The sequence below is a fragment of the Ahrensia marina genome, from assembly GCF_042140245.1.
GTDB lineage: Bacteria > Pseudomonadota > Alphaproteobacteria > Rhizobiales > MH13 > MH13.
This window is the reverse complement of the sequence record NZ_CP159483.1, coordinates 1,134,651-1,150,722: the sequence shown is the minus strand read 5'-3', so window position 1 is coordinate 1,150,722 and position 16,072 is coordinate 1,134,651. Positions and strand designations below refer to the sequence as shown.

20 protein-coding genes are annotated in these 16,072 nt (G+C 58.4%); 10 read left to right on the top strand and 10 right to left on the bottom strand.

The features are described 5' to 3' along the window. Window positions 1-173 precede the first annotated feature (173 nt). On the bottom strand, window positions 174-386 hold the full coding sequence (locus ABWH92_RS05670) for a cold-shock protein (RefSeq protein WP_375572947.1): 213 nt from the start codon (window positions 384-386) through the stop codon (window positions 174-176). Window positions 387-879: 493 nt separating this feature from the next. Between ABWH92_RS05670 and dapF the strand changes: the two genes are divergently transcribed. Genes dapF through ABWH92_RS05650 form a run of 4 tightly spaced genes read left to right on the top strand, consistent with a single transcriptional unit; the run spans window position 880 to window position 4,748 of the window. Then, entirely contained in the window at window positions 880-1,782 is a 903-nt protein-coding gene (gene dapF / locus ABWH92_RS05665) for a diaminopimelate epimerase (protein ID WP_375572945.1), read from the top strand. Between the two features lie 7 nt (window positions 1,783-1,789). Next, window positions 1,790-3,082, top strand: coding sequence for a tRNA (N(6)-L-threonylcarbamoyladenosine(37)-C(2))-methylthiotransferase MtaB (mtaB, locus tag ABWH92_RS05660; RefSeq protein ID WP_375572943.1), 1,293 nt, complete (start codon window positions 1,790-1,792; stop codon window positions 3,080-3,082). Further along, window positions 3,079-4,092 (top strand): signal recognition particle-docking protein FtsY, encoded by a 1,014-nt coding sequence (gene ftsY, locus ABWH92_RS05655; RefSeq protein WP_375572941.1) that lies wholly within the window; start codon window positions 3,079-3,081, stop codon window positions 4,090-4,092. The genes mtaB and ftsY overlap by 4 nt, the downstream gene beginning before the upstream one ends. Continuing rightward, window positions 4,089-4,748, top strand: coding sequence for a septation protein A (locus ABWH92_RS05650; RefSeq protein ID WP_375572940.1), 660 nt, complete (start codon window positions 4,089-4,091; stop codon window positions 4,746-4,748). The genes ftsY and ABWH92_RS05650 overlap by 4 nt, the downstream gene beginning before the upstream one ends. Before the next feature lie 112 nt (window positions 4,749-4,860). Here the strand turns inward: ABWH92_RS05650 and ABWH92_RS05645 are convergent, their stop codons facing one another. From ABWH92_RS05645 to ABWH92_RS05635, 3 genes are all read right to left on the bottom strand, one after another. Next, the gene (locus ABWH92_RS05645; RefSeq protein ID WP_375572938.1) at window positions 4,861-5,328 is read right to left on the bottom strand and encodes a GNAT family N-acetyltransferase; all 468 of its coding nucleotides are present in this window, start codon (window positions 5,326-5,328) and stop codon (window positions 4,861-4,863) included. 12 nt (window positions 5,329-5,340) lie between these two features. Beyond that, complete coding sequence (locus ABWH92_RS05640) at window positions 5,341-5,598, bottom strand: YjhX family toxin (protein ID WP_375572937.1); 258 nt, start codon at window positions 5,596-5,598, stop codon at window positions 5,341-5,343. Window positions 5,599-5,816: 218 nt separating this feature from the next. Further along, the gene (locus ABWH92_RS05635) at window positions 5,817-6,458 is read right to left on the bottom strand and encodes a TetR/AcrR family transcriptional regulator (protein WP_375572935.1); all 642 of its coding nucleotides are present in this window, start codon (window positions 6,456-6,458) and stop codon (window positions 5,817-5,819) included. A 109-nt stretch (window positions 6,459-6,567) separates the two neighbouring features. Between ABWH92_RS05635 and ABWH92_RS05630 the strand changes: the two genes are divergently transcribed. The 3 genes from ABWH92_RS05630 to leuB are packed head-to-tail and all read left to right on the top strand — an operon-like array spanning window position 6,568 to window position 8,606. Continuing rightward, the gene (locus tag ABWH92_RS05630; protein WP_375572933.1) at window positions 6,568-6,951 is read left to right on the top strand and encodes a hypothetical protein; all 384 of its coding nucleotides are present in this window, start codon (window positions 6,568-6,570) and stop codon (window positions 6,949-6,951) included. Continuing rightward, a complete protein-coding gene (locus ABWH92_RS05625) occupies window positions 6,948-7,433 on the top strand; it encodes a DUF1772 domain-containing protein (RefSeq protein WP_375572931.1) in 486 nt (161 codons plus the stop codon). Before ABWH92_RS05630 ends, ABWH92_RS05625 begins: the two co-directional genes overlap by 4 nt. 54 nt (window positions 7,434-7,487) lie before the next feature. Next, a complete protein-coding gene (gene leuB / locus ABWH92_RS05620; RefSeq protein WP_375572929.1) occupies window positions 7,488-8,606 on the top strand; it encodes a 3-isopropylmalate dehydrogenase in 1,119 nt (372 codons plus the stop codon). Window positions 8,607-8,656: 50 nt separating this feature from the next. Here the strand turns inward: leuB and ABWH92_RS05615 are convergent, their stop codons facing one another. After that, window positions 8,657-9,538 carry a hypothetical protein gene (locus tag ABWH92_RS05615; protein WP_375572927.1) on the bottom strand — a complete coding sequence of 294 codons (882 nt, stop codon included), beginning with the start codon at window positions 9,536-9,538 and terminating at the stop codon, window positions 8,657-8,659. A 275-nt stretch (window positions 9,539-9,813) separates the two neighbouring features. Between ABWH92_RS05615 and ABWH92_RS05610 the strand changes: the two genes are divergently transcribed. The 3 genes from ABWH92_RS05610 (at window position 9,814) to ABWH92_RS05600 (ending at window position 11,685) form a co-directional block, all read left to right on the top strand. Then, a complete protein-coding gene (locus tag ABWH92_RS05610) occupies window positions 9,814-10,848 on the top strand; it encodes an aspartate-semialdehyde dehydrogenase (RefSeq protein ID WP_375572925.1) in 1,035 nt (344 codons plus the stop codon). Between the two features lie 64 nt (window positions 10,849-10,912). Next, window positions 10,913-11,218, top strand: coding sequence for a YciI family protein (locus ABWH92_RS05605; protein WP_375572924.1), 306 nt, complete (start codon window positions 10,913-10,915; stop codon window positions 11,216-11,218). Further along, entirely contained in the window at window positions 11,215-11,685 is a 471-nt protein-coding gene (locus ABWH92_RS05600; RefSeq protein WP_375572922.1) for a GNAT family N-acetyltransferase, read from the top strand. The genes ABWH92_RS05605 and ABWH92_RS05600 overlap by 4 nt, the downstream gene beginning before the upstream one ends. Here the strand turns inward: ABWH92_RS05600 and ABWH92_RS05595 are convergent. The 5 genes from ABWH92_RS05595 to ABWH92_RS05575 form a co-directional block, all read right to left on the bottom strand. Then, window positions 11,667-12,524, bottom strand: coding sequence for a DUF6544 family protein (locus tag ABWH92_RS05595; RefSeq protein ID WP_375572920.1), 858 nt, complete (start codon window positions 12,522-12,524; stop codon window positions 11,667-11,669). The genes ABWH92_RS05600 and ABWH92_RS05595 overlap by 19 nt on opposite strands. Before the next feature lie 39 nt (window positions 12,525-12,563). Next, entirely contained in the window at window positions 12,564-13,535 is a 972-nt protein-coding gene (locus ABWH92_RS05590) for a glycerophosphodiester phosphodiesterase family protein (protein WP_375572918.1), read from the bottom strand. Window positions 13,536-13,619: 84 nt separating this feature from the next. Next, window positions 13,620-14,747 (bottom strand): helix-turn-helix transcriptional regulator, encoded by a 1,128-nt coding sequence (locus ABWH92_RS05585; protein ID WP_375572916.1) that lies wholly within the window; start codon window positions 14,745-14,747, stop codon window positions 13,620-13,622. 156 nt (window positions 14,748-14,903) lie between these two features. After that, on the bottom strand, window positions 14,904-15,605 hold the full coding sequence (locus ABWH92_RS05580) for a helix-turn-helix transcriptional regulator (protein WP_375572915.1): 702 nt from the start codon (window positions 15,603-15,605) through the stop codon (window positions 14,904-14,906). Beyond that, complete coding sequence (locus ABWH92_RS05575) at window positions 15,605-15,985, bottom strand: VOC family protein (protein WP_375572913.1); 381 nt, start codon at window positions 15,983-15,985, stop codon at window positions 15,605-15,607. The genes ABWH92_RS05580 and ABWH92_RS05575 overlap by 1 nt, the downstream gene beginning before the upstream one ends. Window positions 15,986-16,072 lie beyond the last annotated feature (87 nt).

The window sequence follows — 16,072 nt, the reverse complement described above, 5'->3', positions numbered from 1 at the left end:
AACTCGTCCTTCACGCTTTTCCAATCGCTGAACCGGAGAAGCTCAAGCCGACAATTCACATGTCCTCGTGCTACTCGGTCATGCAAGGTCAAGACACAAAAAAGCCGGACACATGGCCCGGCTCTTCCTTCAACAACGCATCCCTTACGGACTACGCTGTCATCAAAACGAAATCAGTCGTCCTGGACTTGCAGCTGCGCAGCCGCCATCCGGCCATTACGGCCTTCTTCCAATTCGTACGTGATTTTCTGATTGTCTTTGAGGGTCTGGAGGCCCGCGCGTTCAACAGCTGAAATGTGCACAAACACATCCTTGCCGCCTTCATCGGGAACGATAAACCCGAAACCTTTGGTCGCGTCGAACCACTTAACCGTACCTGTAGCCATGAAACGTCTCCTGCCGTGGCATAAAAGCAGCCTCACGTGCGAGAAGCCGCTTGTTCTGAACCGGCGATCTTTTGCGTTCCAACTGCCAAGGGCAGGTTAGGCTCTTCAAAAAAAATGCCGCCGCACGTTGAACAAATGTAGCATAAAACCGATTTTTAGCAAGGTGTGCACTGCACACTTCTAGGGTCAGAACCCATGTATATGGTCGAAATGGGCGGAGAGCATTTGTGCGGATGCAAGAAGCAAGGCTGCGGGAAGTCATGCGACTTTCAAGGACTTGCGACGCAGCACTCCGTGCAAATGAGCCCGATCCGTAGGACGCTCGATCTGGCATCGCCCTACTGCGTCAAAGCCTTTGACCGGGCAGCAAATCCCGCTCTTCAGGCTTTTCCTTGTATTGCTCGCCATCTCGAACGCCATTTCAATCATAGCCATGGGGCCTGACCCTTAAAAAACTGGCCATCAAAACAGCCTTCAGGCATACATCCGCGTCATGAACAACAACCCGCACAATCACTCGTCAAATGTACTGGCTGGCCGCGTTGCCCGCGTGATGAATGGTGCGGGCAATAAGATCACCGTTTTGGATCTCACTGACAGCGATCACATCGTGTCAGAGGACGAAGCCAGAGCCATTGCAGTTGAGCCTCAAACCACCTTCGATCAGCTGATGGTTCTGCACGCGCCACGCACCGAGGGAACGGTGGCACTGATCCGCATCTACAACACCGATGGCTCGTTGGCCGAGGCATGTGGCAATGGTACCCGCTGCGTGGCCTGGCATCTTGATGAGACACAGGGCTCGCAAGACACGCGTTTGGTGGAAACAGCACGCGGACTGCTAACTATCACCAAACCAGGCAACCCCTTAACCTACACGGTCGATATGGGCACACCGCGCTTTGCCTGGGATGAAATTCCTCTGTCCGAGCCGTTCCAGGACACGCGCTTTATTGAGCTGCATGTTGGCCCGGCCGGCGACCCCATCCTGTCCTCCCCGGCGGTGGTGAACATGGGCAATCCGCATGCGGTGTTCTGGGTCGATGACACAGCCTCCATCGGCCTTGATAAGATCGGCCCTATGCTCGAGCACCATCCGCTGTTTCCGCAGCGTGCGAACATCTCCATCGTCCAAGTGGTTGATCGGCAAACACTGGTGATGCGGACCTGGGAACGAGGCGCAGGCCTAACCCTCGCCTGCGGCTCAGCCGCCTGCGCGGCCGCTGTTTCAGCCGCTCGCCTGCGCCGTGCTGAGCGACATGTAACGGTTCACCAGCCCGGCGGCACACTCCAGATTGAGTGGGCAGACAACGACCATGTTCTGATGACAGGGCCAGTGGAACATGAGCGCGACGTGATGCTGACCGACGCCATTTTTACCAGCGTGGCGGCATAGAGAACCAATGACCGTTGATGTTCTCACCCTTGGTTGCCGCCTGAACACTGTGGAGTCCGAAGCGATGCGCCAGAGTGCGCAGGCTGCGGGCCATAGCAACACGATCATCGTCAACACGTGCGCCGTGACAGGTGAGGCCGTGCGCCAAGCGCGGCAGACGATCCGCAAAGCCAAACGCGACAACCCAACCGCCCGCGTGGTGGTGACAGGATGTGCAGCGCAGATTGAGCCGGAAACCTTCGCGTCTATGGATGAAGTTGATCTGGTGCTCGGCAATGAGGCCAAAACAGCGCCTGCGACCTGGGCAAGCCTGCCAACATCAACGCCAGACAAACTTCACGTCACCGATATCATGCGCGTGAAAGAAACAGCGCCCGCTTTCACCAATGGATTTGGTGAACGCACCCGCGCATTTGTCGAGGTCCAGAACGGCTGTGACCATCGCTGCACCTTCTGCATCATCCCCTATGGCCGCGGAAATGCGCGCTCGGTGCCCATGGGCGTGGCTGTTGATCAGATCAAAGCACTGGTCGACCAGGGTTACGCCGAAGCGGTGCTGACCGGCGTTGATCTCACCAGCTACGGACCTGACCTACCGGGATGCCCCAAATTGGGTGATCTTGTTCAGCAAATCCTGCGCCACGTGCCTGACCTTCAGCGCCTGCGCCTCTCCTCGATCGACTCCATTGAGGCAGATCCGGCGCTGGTCGATGCAATCAAAAGCGATGAACGCTTGATGCCACATCTCCATCTCTCGCTTCAGGCGGGTGACAATATGATTTTGAAACGCATGAAGCGTCGCCATCTGCGCGATGATGCGATTGCTTTTTGTGACGAGATGCGCACCGCACGGCCTGACATCGTCTATGGCGCCGACATCATTGCCGGTTTCCCCACCGAGACTGAGGCGATGTTTGAAAACTCACTGAGGCTGGTGGACGAGTGCGATCTGACCTTCCTCCACGTCTTCCCGTTCTCGCCGCGTCAAGGCACCCCAGCAGCCAAGATGCCACAGCTGGACCGCTCCATCATCAAGGCGCGCGCCGACGGGCTGCGTGAAAGGGGCCGCGAGGCGCTCGCCAAACATCTGGCGTCTCAAGCGGGCGCCACCCAGCCCGTGCTGATTGAACGCGTTGCCGATGGGCTAGCGCGCGGGCGTATCCCGGCCTACACCGAGGTTGCTATCCCCGTGACGGGCAACGGCCCAGCATCGGGAGATATTCTGCCCGTGACCATCACAGGCCATCAAGGACAGCGCCTCACGGGCACCCTAACCAACGAGGCCGATCAGGCAGCATGAGCGACGATCTTTCTTTCATCGCGATCACGCCGGAAAAGCGTGTCGAAACACCGTCTGATGAACCGGCCAAAAAAGGTTGGCTATCCCGCCTGACCGACGGACTAAAGCGATCCTCCAATTCGATCACCCAAGGCGTGGTCTCGCTGGTGACCAAGAAGAAGCTCGACGGCGAGGCGCTGGAAGAGCTGCAGGACATCTTAATCCAGGCCGACCTTGGCGTTGATACCGCAATGGCCATCACCACGCGACTGGAAGATGAGCGCTTCGGCAAAGAAGTCTCCGAAGAAGAGATCAAGCAGGTGCTCGCTGACGAAGTGGCCAAGGTTTTGGAACCGGTCGCCGAACCGCTGCGCGTCGCGCCATCGCGCAAGCCCCACGTGATCTTGATGGTTGGCGTCAATGGTGCGGGCAAGACCACAACCATAGGCAAGCTCGCATCCAAAATTTCAGCACTTGGCATGAAGCCCATGCTCGCCGCTGGCGACACATTCCGCGCCGCGGCCATTGAACAGCTCAAAGTGTGGGGCGAGCGTACCGGCGCCCCTGTGATCACCCGCCCGCAAGGCTCCGATGCCGCTGGCCTCGCCTTCGACGCGCTGACGGAAGCCAAGGCGAACGGCACAGATGTGCTGCTGATCGACACCGCAGGACGCCTACAGAACCGCACCGAGCTCATGGCCGAGCTTGAAAAGGTCATCCGGGTGATCAAGAAAATCGATCCGGACGCGCCACACGATGTTCTGCTTACGCTCGATGCAACAACAGGCCAAAACGCCCTCAATCAGGTGGATGTTTTTGGCAAAACCGCTGGCGTCACTGGCCTGGTCATGACCAAGCTGGACGGCACAGCCAAGGGCGGCATCCTTGTGGCCATCGCCAAGAAACACCAGATACCTGTGCACCTGATCGGCGTGGGCGAAGCCGTCGACGATCTGGAAGCCTTTGACCCAACCAGTTTTGCTCGCGCCATCGCCGGGCTCGACGATACGCAAGAGAACGAGCCAGCATGAGCGACGCGCAAGCCCCAGATCAGGGCGCAACACATCAAAAAGCCACCAAAAACCCCTTGATCAAGCTGGCGCTTGAGCTTGGGCCGCTGGTGATTTTCTTTTTCGTCAACGCGCGTGGGCAGAGCTTGATCGACCGCTATGAAAGCCTGCAATGGTTTCGCGAGCCGATCTTTCTGGCCACGGCTGTGTTCATGGTGGCAATCACCATCTCGCTGATTGCGTCCCGCATCTATCTGGGCAAACTGCCGATCATGCCGGTGGTTTCAGGCGTTGTGGTGCTCTTCTTCGGCGCGCTGACGCTGTTTCTGCACGATGATCTTTTCATCAAGCTCAAACCAACCATCGTGAACATGCTGTTCGCGACGGTGCTGCTTGGCGGGCTCTGGATTTTCAAGCTCTCGCTGCTCTCCTACGTCTTTGATGACGCCTTCAACCTGAAAGAAGAAGGATGGCGCATCCTCACGCTGCGCTGGGGCCTGTTCTTCATCTTTCTGGCCGTGCTCAACGAGGTTGTCTGGCGCACACAGACAACCGACTTCTGGGTCGCGTTCAAGGTTTGGGGCGTCATGCCCATCACCTTCGCCTTCACGCTGTTCCAGATCCCCGTGATGAACCGGTATGCGGAGCATGAAGAAGAGGAAGAGGCAGCCACCTAGCACCTCCCCGGAGCATGAATTGCTCCGGCCCTCCCCATCAAGGCCAGGATAGGCAGCTCCACCGCTGGAGCGTATTCCCCTCCCCCGTGTGGGGAGGGGCTAGGGGTGGGGGCTACAGCGCCTTGCGGAAGATGATCTTGTCCTCCCCAGCTTGGTAGAACTCGCGCACACGTGTCTCTTCCTCATAGTGCGACTGCCGATAGAAGGCGCGTGTCCGATCAAAACCTTCATCGCCAGAGGTTTCCACCAACAAAATGCGCACACCTTCCACGGCAAGCGTCTCCTCCACATGGCCAAGCAATGCCTGACCGATGCCTTGGCCGTGGTGATCGCTATGAACGGCGATCAGATAAAGGTTCCAACAGCCCGTGGTCATAGGCTCAGGAGCCGCGTAAGCGATGGCAACCGGATCAGGGTTGGCAAATGTGAGCCACAAAACGGTATCAGATGCACCGTTCAGATAGCCCTCCACCATTCCGCCCAACATATCCGGCGGGAAAAGATCGGTGCTGGCGACAACGCGTTTCAGCGCCGGCAGATCGGCACGCACAATGGGTCGGATGAATTGTGTTTTGGTCATGGGTAAATCTCTTTAGCGGTTGTCCAACTGAGGGCGCACGGAGACGCGGCCCTTGTAGGTGATGCGGTAGGGTTTTCCGCCCGTTGAGCGGATGAGTTTGCGCTTCTTCAGGCGTTCAAAAACGCGAAGTGTGCAGTCTGTCAGCACGTGACCATCGCGGGTGAAGCAGATGATTTCGTGCACCTTGCCGCTGCTGCTGCGCTTAAAGTGGATGGACCCACCTTGGGCGAGCACGTGCAGCACACGCTGTTCGTGTTTGGAAATGTTCATGGGATCGTCTTGAATTTGGAACGGCAAACGCCAAGCACCGCTCGCCGCCTTTCCCAGGCAGCAAGGTGCTCGTCTTATGGTCCCTTAAGGTTAGCCAGGCTGGCCAACCCTCTACGCCGGGGCCTTAGCGAATGCGCGCAATCTCTTGCATAAAAGCTCCAAAAGCAGCGCCGAACGTTCGGCGCGCAACGCTCACCTAAGCCAAGCCAGGCGCATCTTCAAGCCGGAGCGTAAAGGCGGCGCAACAATGTCAGCGCCCGTGTCGAACGGGCCACAATGGCCTCCTCGGACAAGGGTCCCAGAGCGCCTGTGGCGCGCCTGATCTGCACATCACCGATAAGCAGATCGATATAGATTTCCGCCGCCATATCTGGCTCACTCAAGACCAACGACCCATTGGCGTGGGCGCGGGTTAGCACATCGGCGATCAAGGGCAGAAGGCTATCCCGTCCACCCTTGGCGAGCGCCTCACCCAACGTGCCGGTGTCATAAACATCGCCCGCCGCGGCGCGGTTGATGGCGACCGCACGCTCGCTCGTCACAACCCGCAACAACACCGGCCCAAGCTTCTCCAACACAGCAAACGGATCGGTATGGGAGGTCAGCGCCTCGCTCAGCAGATCGCGCGCTGATTCCGCATTGCGCTCCACCAACGCTGCAAAGAGCCACTGCTTGTTACCGTACCAGCGGTAAAGCGTCTCGTTGGATGCCTTCGCCTCCTTGGCAATCGCAAGAATGGAGGCCGCTTTGTAGCCGTCGCGGACCAACACGCGATACGCCGCCTCTTCTATGGCCCGGCGGCGCACATCAGCCTTTGAGTTGGTTTTTTGGGGCGCTGAGTTCACCATCCGACCTGTCACCGATCCTTACCAAAATGTCACTTGCACATAACCGTAAACTCTTTTACGCCTTTGACAAGCGTAAAGTTCTTTACGTTTAGAAATTGATCTGAACCAGAAGGAAAACACGATGCCGTCCCGTCTACCCCATGCCGCCCTAGGTACGTTGATCATCTTGCAACTGGTGATGCTTGCCAGCCTCTTCGCTGGCGTTGCCCCGCACCCGCCCCGGGCGATTCCACTGTTTGCGATGGCGCCCTTCCTCGCCGCTTCCATGGCCATCGCCACGATGGCTTTGGTTCTTGGGCCACTGTCGAGCAAAGCAGCCCGCGCGCTGACCGGTTTGGCGGTTATCACAGCGCTCATCTCCTACGGCCCGCAAAAATGGATCGACGCAGCCATCGGTGAAATCTGGCCAGCCGTGCTGCTCGGACAGATCGCCTCGCTCATCCTGCTGACGTTGGTCGCAAAACCGAGTCTGGCTGAAAGTGAGCATGGGCGGGCATTCTCGTGAACATCGCCCAACTCCTCACCCTACCACCGTTGCTTCTTGTCGGACTGATGGCTGGCTTCTTCTACGCCTTCTCAGTCGGCGTGATGCCCGGGCTTGATCGCATCGCGCCAAACGCAGCCATCGAGGCGATGCAAGGCATCAACGAGGCAGTGCAAAACCCAGTGTTTTTCATCACGTTCTTTCTGACACCCATCGCGGCCGCCATCAGTGCACTGGTTCTTTGGCGGTCAGGCAGTACGGCCGCTGCGTTCTGGGTGGCGGGCGGCGGCCTCACCTATTTGCTGGGCGCGCTTTTGCTCACGGCCCAGGTCAATGTGCCGATGAACAATGCCCTGGCTTTGGTGGACTCAACGGTCAGCAACGCCGAGACAATCTGGCACGAGTACAGCAGGCGTTGGACGTTTTGGAACGGCGTTCGCACGGCCGTTTCCACCTTTGCCATGCTGATGATCGGTGTCGGAATGCTCACACCCTTGCGCTAAGCGAACCGTACCGCTACGCACGGGGCCTCTTTTCCTACACACGAGGCTCCGTCCATGGCTCCTGCCCGCTCCAACATTCTCGTCCTGCCCGGTGATGGCATCGGCCCTGAAGCCATGGCCGAAGTGGACAAAATCATTGCCTGGACGAATGCAGAGGGCCTGACCGCTATCGAAACCGACGTCGATCTGGTCGGCGGCGCGGCGTATGATGATCATGGTCAAGCCATATCTGATGCAGCGATGGAGAAAGCACTTGCAGCCGATGCGGTTCTTTTCGGTGCGGTCGGTGGCCCGAAGTGGGATGACGTGCCCTATGATGCGCGCCCCGAAGCCGGTCTCCTGCGCCTGCGCAAAGACCTGGCTCTGTTCGCCAATTTGCGTCCGGCCATCTGTTATCCGGCCCTCGCCTCCGCCTCATCCCTGAAACCGGAATTAGTGGAAGGCCTTGATATTCTGATCGTGCGCGAGCTAACCGGCGGCGTTTATTTCGGCGAGCCGAAAGAAGTCGTGACACTGGAAAATGGCGAGCAGCGCGCGGTCGACACACAAGTCTACACCACCCACGAGATCGACCGCATCGCTCGTGTCGCGTTTGAGCTGGCCCGCACGCGCAGCAATCAAGTGTGCTCCATGGAAAAGCGCAATGTCATGCGCTCCGGCGTGCTTTGGAACAAAGTGGTCACCGCAACCCATGCCGACTTCCAGGATGTGGAACTGTCACACATGTTGGCTGATGCGGGCGGCATGCAGCTGGTGCGCGCACCCAAGCAGTTCGATGTGATCGTCACCGACAATCTCTTTGGCGACATGCTGTCCGATGTGGCCGCTATGCTCACCGGCTCTCTGGGCATGCTGCCTTCAGCGTCCCTCGGCGCGGAAGACGCGACAACCGGCAAGCGCAAAGCCATGTATGAGCCGGTACACGGCTCAGCGCCCGACATCGCAGGCCAAGGCAAAGCCAACCCCATCGCCATGGTGGCAAGCTTTGCAATGATGCTGCGCTATTCGCTGGGCATGGCTGATCTTGCCACCCAGGTGGAAACGGCCATCGCCAACGTGCTCGATGCGGGCATCCGCACCGGCGACATCGCAGGATCAGGCATCACACCGGTAAGCACATCCCAGATGGGCGATGCGCTGCTGGCGGAAGTGCAAAAAGTGGTGGCGGGTTAAAACCCTTTCGTCGTGGTCGGGCTTCACCCGACCATCCAATTCTGCGGCATTCACCCCTGCACAAACACCATATCCTCGGCTCGCAACCAGCCCTCGGTTGTGCGCCCGCTCTGACTGTGCGTGAAGGTGACGTAAAGCCAATCCCGGTTGAACGTCACATTGAGAACTCGCCCGACGTCACCATCCACCAGATAGGCATCGCGACGACTTTCCTCATTAGGATCGTTGTGAAAATAGGCGCGCGGAACAGTTGCCAGAGCGGTTTGATGAAAAGCCGGATCATCGGTCGCTTCAAAGTCCCAAGGGTCTGGCGCAATCGCTGATATGATCGCCACTTGCTCCATGCCAGGAACAATAATGCGGTCATACTCGCCATGCCGCTCACGGCTGTAGTGAAACACCGGCTCACCATCTTCGATGCGATAAATGTCCGACGACCAAATCGGTCCTGATCGCGCACTGCTGCGCAGCCACCCCATCACATCATCGCGCTCCGGATTGGAGAAAATGCCGGCATAGGCAAAACCCGCCTTAGGGTCGGCAAGCGAGAAACGCCAATACATGTTCACCCCACCATAGCCAACGCTGTCCAGAACGCCGACATCCAAGAAACCATCGAAGTTGATGTCCAACAGCAGGATCGAATGCTGGTTCCGCCAAAGCTCAACGGGCAATTCAGTGTTGTGCAGGGCGATGCTGCGCTCTCCAACCTCCGCGAGCACGGCATCCTCTGTGATGGTGATGCGCGCCTGTGACCCGTCAAATGCGGGATGACTGACCGAGACGCTTGCTGAGCTGCCCGCCGGCGCACTGACCTGAATACCATGATCCAAGGGCGGAGGTGCATCATCCGACGCCAAAGCGGGCGCAATGCCGCTTAGCAAAAAAGCAACAGCACAGGCCGGAACCATCTTCTTAGGGTCTCTCCACATTGACATTGTCTCCCGTCTGTGGCGGTAAAGCGCACCATGCGCCAAGAAAGCATCCTAACCAAAGCCTTCGATCTCGTTGTGACGTCGCTCACAACGGCTTTGATGCTGGGCGCAACAAAAACCACCACCACCAAGACGACCGAGCTTTAACCAGCCCGTCCCTACCGCGCGTTCGGCTTTTCGCCCAACCCGGAGTTCGGGAGGGGCGATAGGGCTATCTTGCGCTTCGTGCGCAGTTGAGACACACACGGGCAACACGAAAAAGGATAGTTCCCATGGGGTATACCGTTGCAGTTGTCGGCGCGACCGGCAATGTGGGCCGCGAGGCCCTGGATATTTTGGCCGAGCGCGGCTTTCCCGCTGATACCGTTTTGGCCGTCGCTTCGCGTCGCAGCGCAGGGCAGGACGCTTACTTTGGCGACACCAAGCTGAAAGTGGTGGCGCTGGATAATGTCGATTTTTCCAAGGTCGATATCGCCATCATGTCAGCAGGCGGCGATATCTCCCGCGAATGGGCTCCAAAAATCGGCGCCGCTGGTTGTGTCGTCATCGACAACTCCTCGGCCTTCCGCATGGACAGCCAGGTGCCGCTGATCGTGCCCGAAGTGAACGCCGATGCGATTGAAGGTTTCCGGCAAAAAAACATCATCGCCAACCCCAATTGCTCCACCGCCCAGCTGGTTGTGGCGCTGAAGCCTTTGCACGATGCCGCCACCATCAAACGCGTTGTTGTCTCGACCTATCAGTCGGTGTCGGGCGCTGGCAAAGAGGCAATGGACGAGCTGTTCTCGCAAACCAAATCGGTGTTTTCCGTTGGTGAGATCAAGCCGGAGAAGTTCCCCAAGCGCATCGCCTTCAACGCCATTCCGCACATCGATGTGTTCATGGAAGACGGCTACACGAAGGAAGAGTGGAAGATGATGGCCGAGACCAAGAAGATCTTGGATCCGAAAATCAAGCTGACCGCAACCTGCGTGCGCATCCCGGTGTTCGTCTCGCACTCAGAGGCGGTGAATGTGGAATTTGAAAACCCAATCACGGCCGAGGAAGCCAAAGGCATTTTGCGCAATGCACCGGGCTGCCTGCTCATCGATAAGCACGAGGATGGCGGCTACATCACCCCGCATGAAGCCGCTGGCGAGGACGCCACGTACATCAGCCGCGTGCGCGAAGATGCGACGGCGGAAAACGGTCTGACCTTCTGGTGCGTGTCGGACAATCTGCGCAAAGGCGCTGCACTCAACACGGTACAAATCGCAGAGGTTTTGGTGAATCGCGGTCTAATCGAACCGAAACAGGCCGCTGCTTAAAGCAGACAGACCATAACTGGCGGGCATCAGCCCGCCAGATAAATCCGAACAAGCAGAGGTACCTATGACGGACCCCACCCAGATCATCGTGGTCGAACTTCAATACACCAGCGATGACCTGTCGAAGGTCGACGCCCTGATAGACGCACATATGGCCTTTATTGATGCGCAGTATAAGGCAGGCACCTTCCTAGCATCTGGACCCAAAGTACCGCGCACTGGCGGTGTCATACTGGCCAGAGGCTCAGACGTGGACGCCATCGCTGAGCTGATGAAGCAGGACCCGTTTCTGATTGAGGGCGTGGCCACCTATAGCTACACAGCGTTTCTGCCCCGCAGAACCGGTGCTGAGGCATTCGCAGCCCTTTGAAGGCGGCAAGTAAGATCACACTGCGCCCCTTCACCAGTGCCGACATTGGCGCTCTAGGTAGGCTGTTCGGCGCAGCGCGCGCCTCCATGCAACTGTTTGACGATCCCTACACCACCGGCGAACACACCTCTTACATTGCGGGGCTTGCAGTCGGCTGCGAGGTCACCGTCGCTGAGACTGACGAAGGCCTTGCCGGTTTCTTGAGCTTTGCCCGCAAGCTTGACGAGACAACAGGCGAGATCACCCATCTCTTCGTCCACCCTGATCATCAACGCCAAGGCGTTGGTGCGCAACTTCTTGACCACGCGATCAACCAGTATGGCCCGCCGCTCCACCTCTGGGTTTTCCAAGCCAATGCCCGCGCCCGCGCGCTCTATGAAAGCCGGGGTTTTGTCGTGACGGACCGCACCGACGGTTCGGGCAACGAGGAAAAACTGCCCGACATGCGCTATGACTTGGTGGGTTGAGGATAGGTCAACGAGGTCACCCGGACCTGAAAGAACGGGAAATAGTCGGCAGTTCCGTAGAGGTTACCCGCATGAACAACCGTCGGCACCGTAAAACCATCAAAGGTACGATACTCTGACAGGTCACCGCCAAAGGGCTGGAACTGAAACTGCTTCTGTGGGTTGGCATCTGACCATCTCGGCAACACAATATGGGTCGGTGCACCGCGCCCATCCACATGCACCTCGACCGACTGCTCCATCCCAAATGCGGTCAGCGTCACCTGCGCGCTATCCGGTCCAAGCAGCCGCCATTTAACATCTTCCATCGGCAAAAGCGCGGCTGGCGTCCAAAACAGGGCTTCGGCGACATAGCGCCCAAAAGCCGACCGCGCATGGTCGGCATTGCCACCTGCCCGTGCCACCGGCAGCAAACCAGCCAACCAGAAGCGGGTCCAACTGGAACCGCGTAACGCCGCATCCGACCCGGCGATAGACAGCCCACCCTGCTTTGCGTGCACGTGCCAAAGAAACCCATTCGGCGCTCCGAGCACTTGGCGCGCTTGGATTGGCATCCATTTGGGATCATCGGCCTGACCGAGACTAAGCCGTCCTTCCATGACAATGTCAGCAACGGTGAAGAGCGGCGAGCCAGGCGCAATGGCAAAACGGAAGTAGCGCTGAGCCGGTTCAGGAAGGCCTTCCAGCATCGCTTCGTCGAACCGCGGCGGGTCGATAGGCTGAGCGGCATGAAGCGCTGCAGCCACCGCTTGCTCTGCGCGCACATCCATGAAACGCCGCACGCCAAGGGCTGCGACCACCGCGACCAACACACCACCAATGCCAAGAATCCACTGCATCGGCGAAGTCTGTCATCGTGGCGCGAAAGGCGCGTTGATCTAGCGCCGTTCAGGCATCATCGGCCCGATCTCTTCAATGCGGTTCGTCCAAACAAAGCCGTCAAAACCGTTGGGCACGCGTGCCAGGGTCTCGTCATCATCAATGCCAGAAGAGAAATCGCCACCGCTATAGGGGCCGATCAGGATCACCGATGTGCCATGCTCGGCCAACCGCGCGGTCAACCTATGCGGATAGCCCCACACAAAGGGCGCAATGTTAATTGGCAGAACGAGAAGCGTCTCGCGACAGGCTTCAGGCACATAACCGCTCCACCCAAGGGCGAGCAAAGGCTTGCCACAATCAAGCAGAGAACGACGTGTGTACCCCCGAAGCCCTTCCACGCCTGCAAGCGCCGCATCCGTTGGAGGTCGACCGCCATAAACGCCAAGCGTCGACGAACGCGCCACCAAACTGCCATTGAGAAGCTCTGCCAAGGCCTCGCCCTCACCGGCGCGCCGCGACTTGAAATTGATCAAGAACTGCCGGTTCGCAAACAGGTCAAAAACCTCAACCAGGGTTGGCATCATGCCAACGCCCTGCCCGCGAAAGGGAAAGGTTTCTCCTCCATCTGCGGTATAGCCATATCCGACATCAAGGTCGCGCAGCTCCGCCATATCCGCTTCATGGGTAACGCCCGTTCCATCTGTGCGACAGTCCAGCGTCCAGTCGTGAAACACGGCAAACTGTCCATCGCTGGTCAAATGCACATCAAGCTCAACCACATCCGCGCCTGCCTCGAACGCGGCATTCATGGACGCAACGGTGTTTTCCAGAAAGCTATGGGTCGGCTCGTGGATTTGCGCGGCAGTACAGGTGTCGTTGCCAACACCATCCGCTGGAAACGTTTGATGGACACCACGGTGGGCAAGAAGCTGTGTCTCGCCCCCCTCAGAAAACAGCGATGTGTTGGCAGCCCAAAGCCCCGCACCAACACCCAGCAGAACCAAAACAAAGCGTACAAACCAGCGCATCCTCACCTCCTGAACGGTTTTCGCGTGGCTTAGAGCCGCAATACGGCGCCGAGGCGAGCAAGGCTGGGCAAGAATGTGGTGCGGTCAGTGCACTTGGCGGTGCGTGGCATAGACCAGATGCACCAGTTGGGTAGCCCGCTGACAATCAGTTTTCTCGCGCAATCGCGCCAGATAAGAGCGCACAGTCAGTGTGGAAAGATCGAACCGTGTGGCGATCTCGTCTGGTGTCAAACCGTCAGCCAGCGCCATCAAAACGTCGCTCTCGCGGGCCGTTAAGCCATAGCGCGCGCGCAAAAGGCTTGCGACGCTGGGCGGTTCGTGACGAAAGGACACGGCCAGCACAGGCGAACCAATGGCCGGAAGCGGCACCAGTGCGGCACAATCACGCCATGGGTGGGGGCAAGTCCGCACATCGGCGAACCATGTACCTGAGACATCATTGACCTCATTGGACACGGTAAGGGCAACCCGTTCGGTGCGCCCAGTTGCCTTAGACTGTCGGCCTGCAGCCACGATCGCTTCTCGCCAGGACGCGCTGAGCGCAAAGCCGGAAACATGGGGACCATGGATCGGCGCCACACCCTCCAAGGCGTAAACATCAGGACCAGCGCAAAGGATATCCCCGTTTAGCGCCACCACTGCACCCAACGGGGCGAGATCTGGCAGAACAGCGGCCAAAGCATCGGCCCGAGCGCCCTGGACAAGCAGCGGCAAAGCGGGCGCGATCATGGCATGCAACGGTGCCCGCATGGCGCGAAGCAGGGCAATCTCTTGCGCATCAACATGCCCTGCCGATGGTGCCCTTTGAACGGAGACCACACCACAGAGCCCATCATCAAAGCGCAGCGTCGCTGAAACGAAGTAGCGTAGCCCCTGCCTGGGAAGAAACTCCGCATAGAAGGGGTTTCTGTCCAGGTCAGAATCGCTGCCCAGTTGGGCGTCGTATTGAATGTCGGGAGCGTCCGGGCGCGCAATCATAGCCGGGCGCGGCGAAAGGTGGTGATAGTCTTCAATGTAGCTACGCATCAGACTGTCATCGAAGAAAGCCGATCGCGGGCCGACCATACCGAGCGCGCCACGCTCGTCAAAAAGCTCCAGCAACGCACCCACACCGCCAAGGTCAGCGCCCAGTCTGTCGAACACATGAGGCCAAGCGTCGGGCCTGCCTTGTGCCCCGGCAAGCACCGCGGCCAGCGATACTGCTTCAACCATGATCGCAACCCCCGGTAACCCTTAGCCGACCCAGACCATCTGCGCGTTTCTGGTCTTTAAAGGTTCACCCAAGGACGCCTTACGTCAAGCGGGAGTGCCAACGCTACAACCCAAGGCTGCAATAGCGACGATGCAGAAATTGACGAACGAGCGCATCTACCATTCGCGCGTGTGGCATCCTTCCGCTTCCATTTTACGATAGAAATCCACCAACTGCTTGCCGCGCTCAGGCTTAAAGCGTGTGCCATCGACAATCGGCGCAACAATCCGATCAACCCGGAACCCGCGAAAGTCATCACGCAACTCGCACCAAGCAAGCAGGGTCCAAACCTTGCCCCAGAAATAAAGACCAAGCGGACGCACCGTACGCTGGCTCGCATCGCCTTTGGCGTCGGTGTAGTCCATCGACAGCTTCTCAGATCGATCAATGGCTCGGTCAAGCAGATCAAGCGTTTCGCGCTGGCTTTCGGCAAACTCAAAGCTTGGCGCAAAGATCGCCGTGGTCTCGACCGTAGGCCGCTTGGCGTCCGGCAAAACCGCACCGATTTTCACCAATGCTTCCTGCGCAGCGCGGGCCATGGAAAGGCCGCCCCACGCCCGCACCATACGCGCACCAGCAACCAGAGAGGCGATCTCATCGCGGGTGAACATCAGCGGCGGCAGATCATACCCATCGCGCATGATGTAGCCAACGCCAGCTTCACCTTCCACCGGCACACCTGACCCCTGCAGATCAACGATATCGCGGTAGATGGTGCGTTCAGAAACTTCCAATTTGTCAGCAAGCATCCGCGCGGTGACAAGCCTGCCACCGCGCAAAAGTTGGACGATCTGAAACAGTCGGTCAGCGCGCCGCATCAGCTATCCTTGAACCGGAACCAGCCGATGGAATTGCCATCAGGGTCCTGGGAATAAATGAACGAACCTGACGGAATGTCGATGGCAGGTGAAAGCACCTTGCCGCCGGCCTCAACAATCCGGTCGGCAGTTTCTTCCAAACTCACCGGTGCTGCCAAATGCACTGTGGGGCCAATGCCTTCAGGGGCTGGTTTGCCTGGATAGAGGTGCCCAGAAATACCGCTCTTATTGTCGGCAACAGGCAAAAAAGCGAGCTTGTTGGGTCCTTCATCCGTTTCGTGAAGCTCAGTACCCAGGACGGCGCCGTAAAAGGCCCGGCCTTTGTCGAGATCGGTGACGGGAATTTCGGCCCAGACCACTTGGTGTTCAGGATGTGCCATCAGAAACATCTTTCATGTTTGGTTGCGATGGCAGGACCATGACACACCCCTCCTGACAGCATTCTGTCAGGAGCCTTCAGCATCCCT

Bases quoted from the DNA above. Each gene is read 5' to 3' on its own strand.
- ABWH92_RS05670 (WP_375572947.1), bottom strand. From the start codon at position 386: ATGGCTACAGGTACGGTTAAGTGGTTCGACGCGACCAAAGGTTTCGGG.
- dapF (WP_375572945.1), top strand. From the start codon at position 880: ATGAACAACAACCCGCACAATCACTCGTCAAATGTACTGGCTGGCCGC.
- mtaB (WP_375572943.1), top strand. From the start codon at position 1,790: ATGACCGTTGATGTTCTCACCCTTGGTTGCCGCCTGAACACTGTGGAG.
- ftsY (WP_375572941.1), top strand. From the start codon at position 3,079: ATGAGCGACGATCTTTCTTTCATCGCGATCACGCCGGAAAAGCGTGTC.
- ABWH92_RS05650 (WP_375572940.1), top strand. From the start codon at position 4,089: ATGAGCGACGCGCAAGCCCCAGATCAGGGCGCAACACATCAAAAAGCC.
- ABWH92_RS05645 (WP_375572938.1), bottom strand. From the start codon at position 5,328: ATGACCAAAACACAATTCATCCGACCCATTGTGCGTGCCGATCTGCCG.
- ABWH92_RS05640 (WP_375572937.1), bottom strand. From the start codon at position 5,598: ATGAACATTTCCAAACACGAACAGCGTGTGCTGCACGTGCTCGCCCAA.
- ABWH92_RS05630 (WP_375572933.1), top strand. From the start codon at position 6,568: ATGCCGTCCCGTCTACCCCATGCCGCCCTAGGTACGTTGATCATCTTG.
- leuB (WP_375572929.1), top strand. From the start codon at position 7,488: ATGGCTCCTGCCCGCTCCAACATTCTCGTCCTGCCCGGTGATGGCATC.
- ABWH92_RS05615 (WP_375572927.1), bottom strand. From the start codon at position 9,538: ATGTGGAGAGACCCTAAGAAGATGGTTCCGGCCTGTGCTGTTGCTTTT.
- ABWH92_RS05610 (WP_375572925.1), top strand. From the start codon at position 9,814: ATGGGGTATACCGTTGCAGTTGTCGGCGCGACCGGCAATGTGGGCCGC.
- ABWH92_RS05605 (WP_375572924.1), top strand. From the start codon at position 10,913: ATGACGGACCCCACCCAGATCATCGTGGTCGAACTTCAATACACCAGC.
- ABWH92_RS05595 (WP_375572920.1), bottom strand. From the start codon at position 12,524: ATGCAGTGGATTCTTGGCATTGGTGGTGTGTTGGTCGCGGTGGTCGCA.
- ABWH92_RS05590 (WP_375572918.1), bottom strand. From the start codon at position 13,535: ATGCGCTGGTTTGTACGCTTTGTTTTGGTTCTGCTGGGTGTTGGTGCG.
- ABWH92_RS05585 (WP_375572916.1), bottom strand. From the start codon at position 14,747: ATGGTTGAAGCAGTATCGCTGGCCGCGGTGCTTGCCGGGGCACAAGGC.
- ABWH92_RS05580 (WP_375572915.1), bottom strand. From the start codon at position 15,605: ATGCGGCGCGCTGACCGACTGTTTCAGATCGTCCAACTTTTGCGCGGT.
- ABWH92_RS05575 (WP_375572913.1), bottom strand. From the start codon at position 15,985: ATGGCACATCCTGAACACCAAGTGGTCTGGGCCGAAATTCCCGTCACC.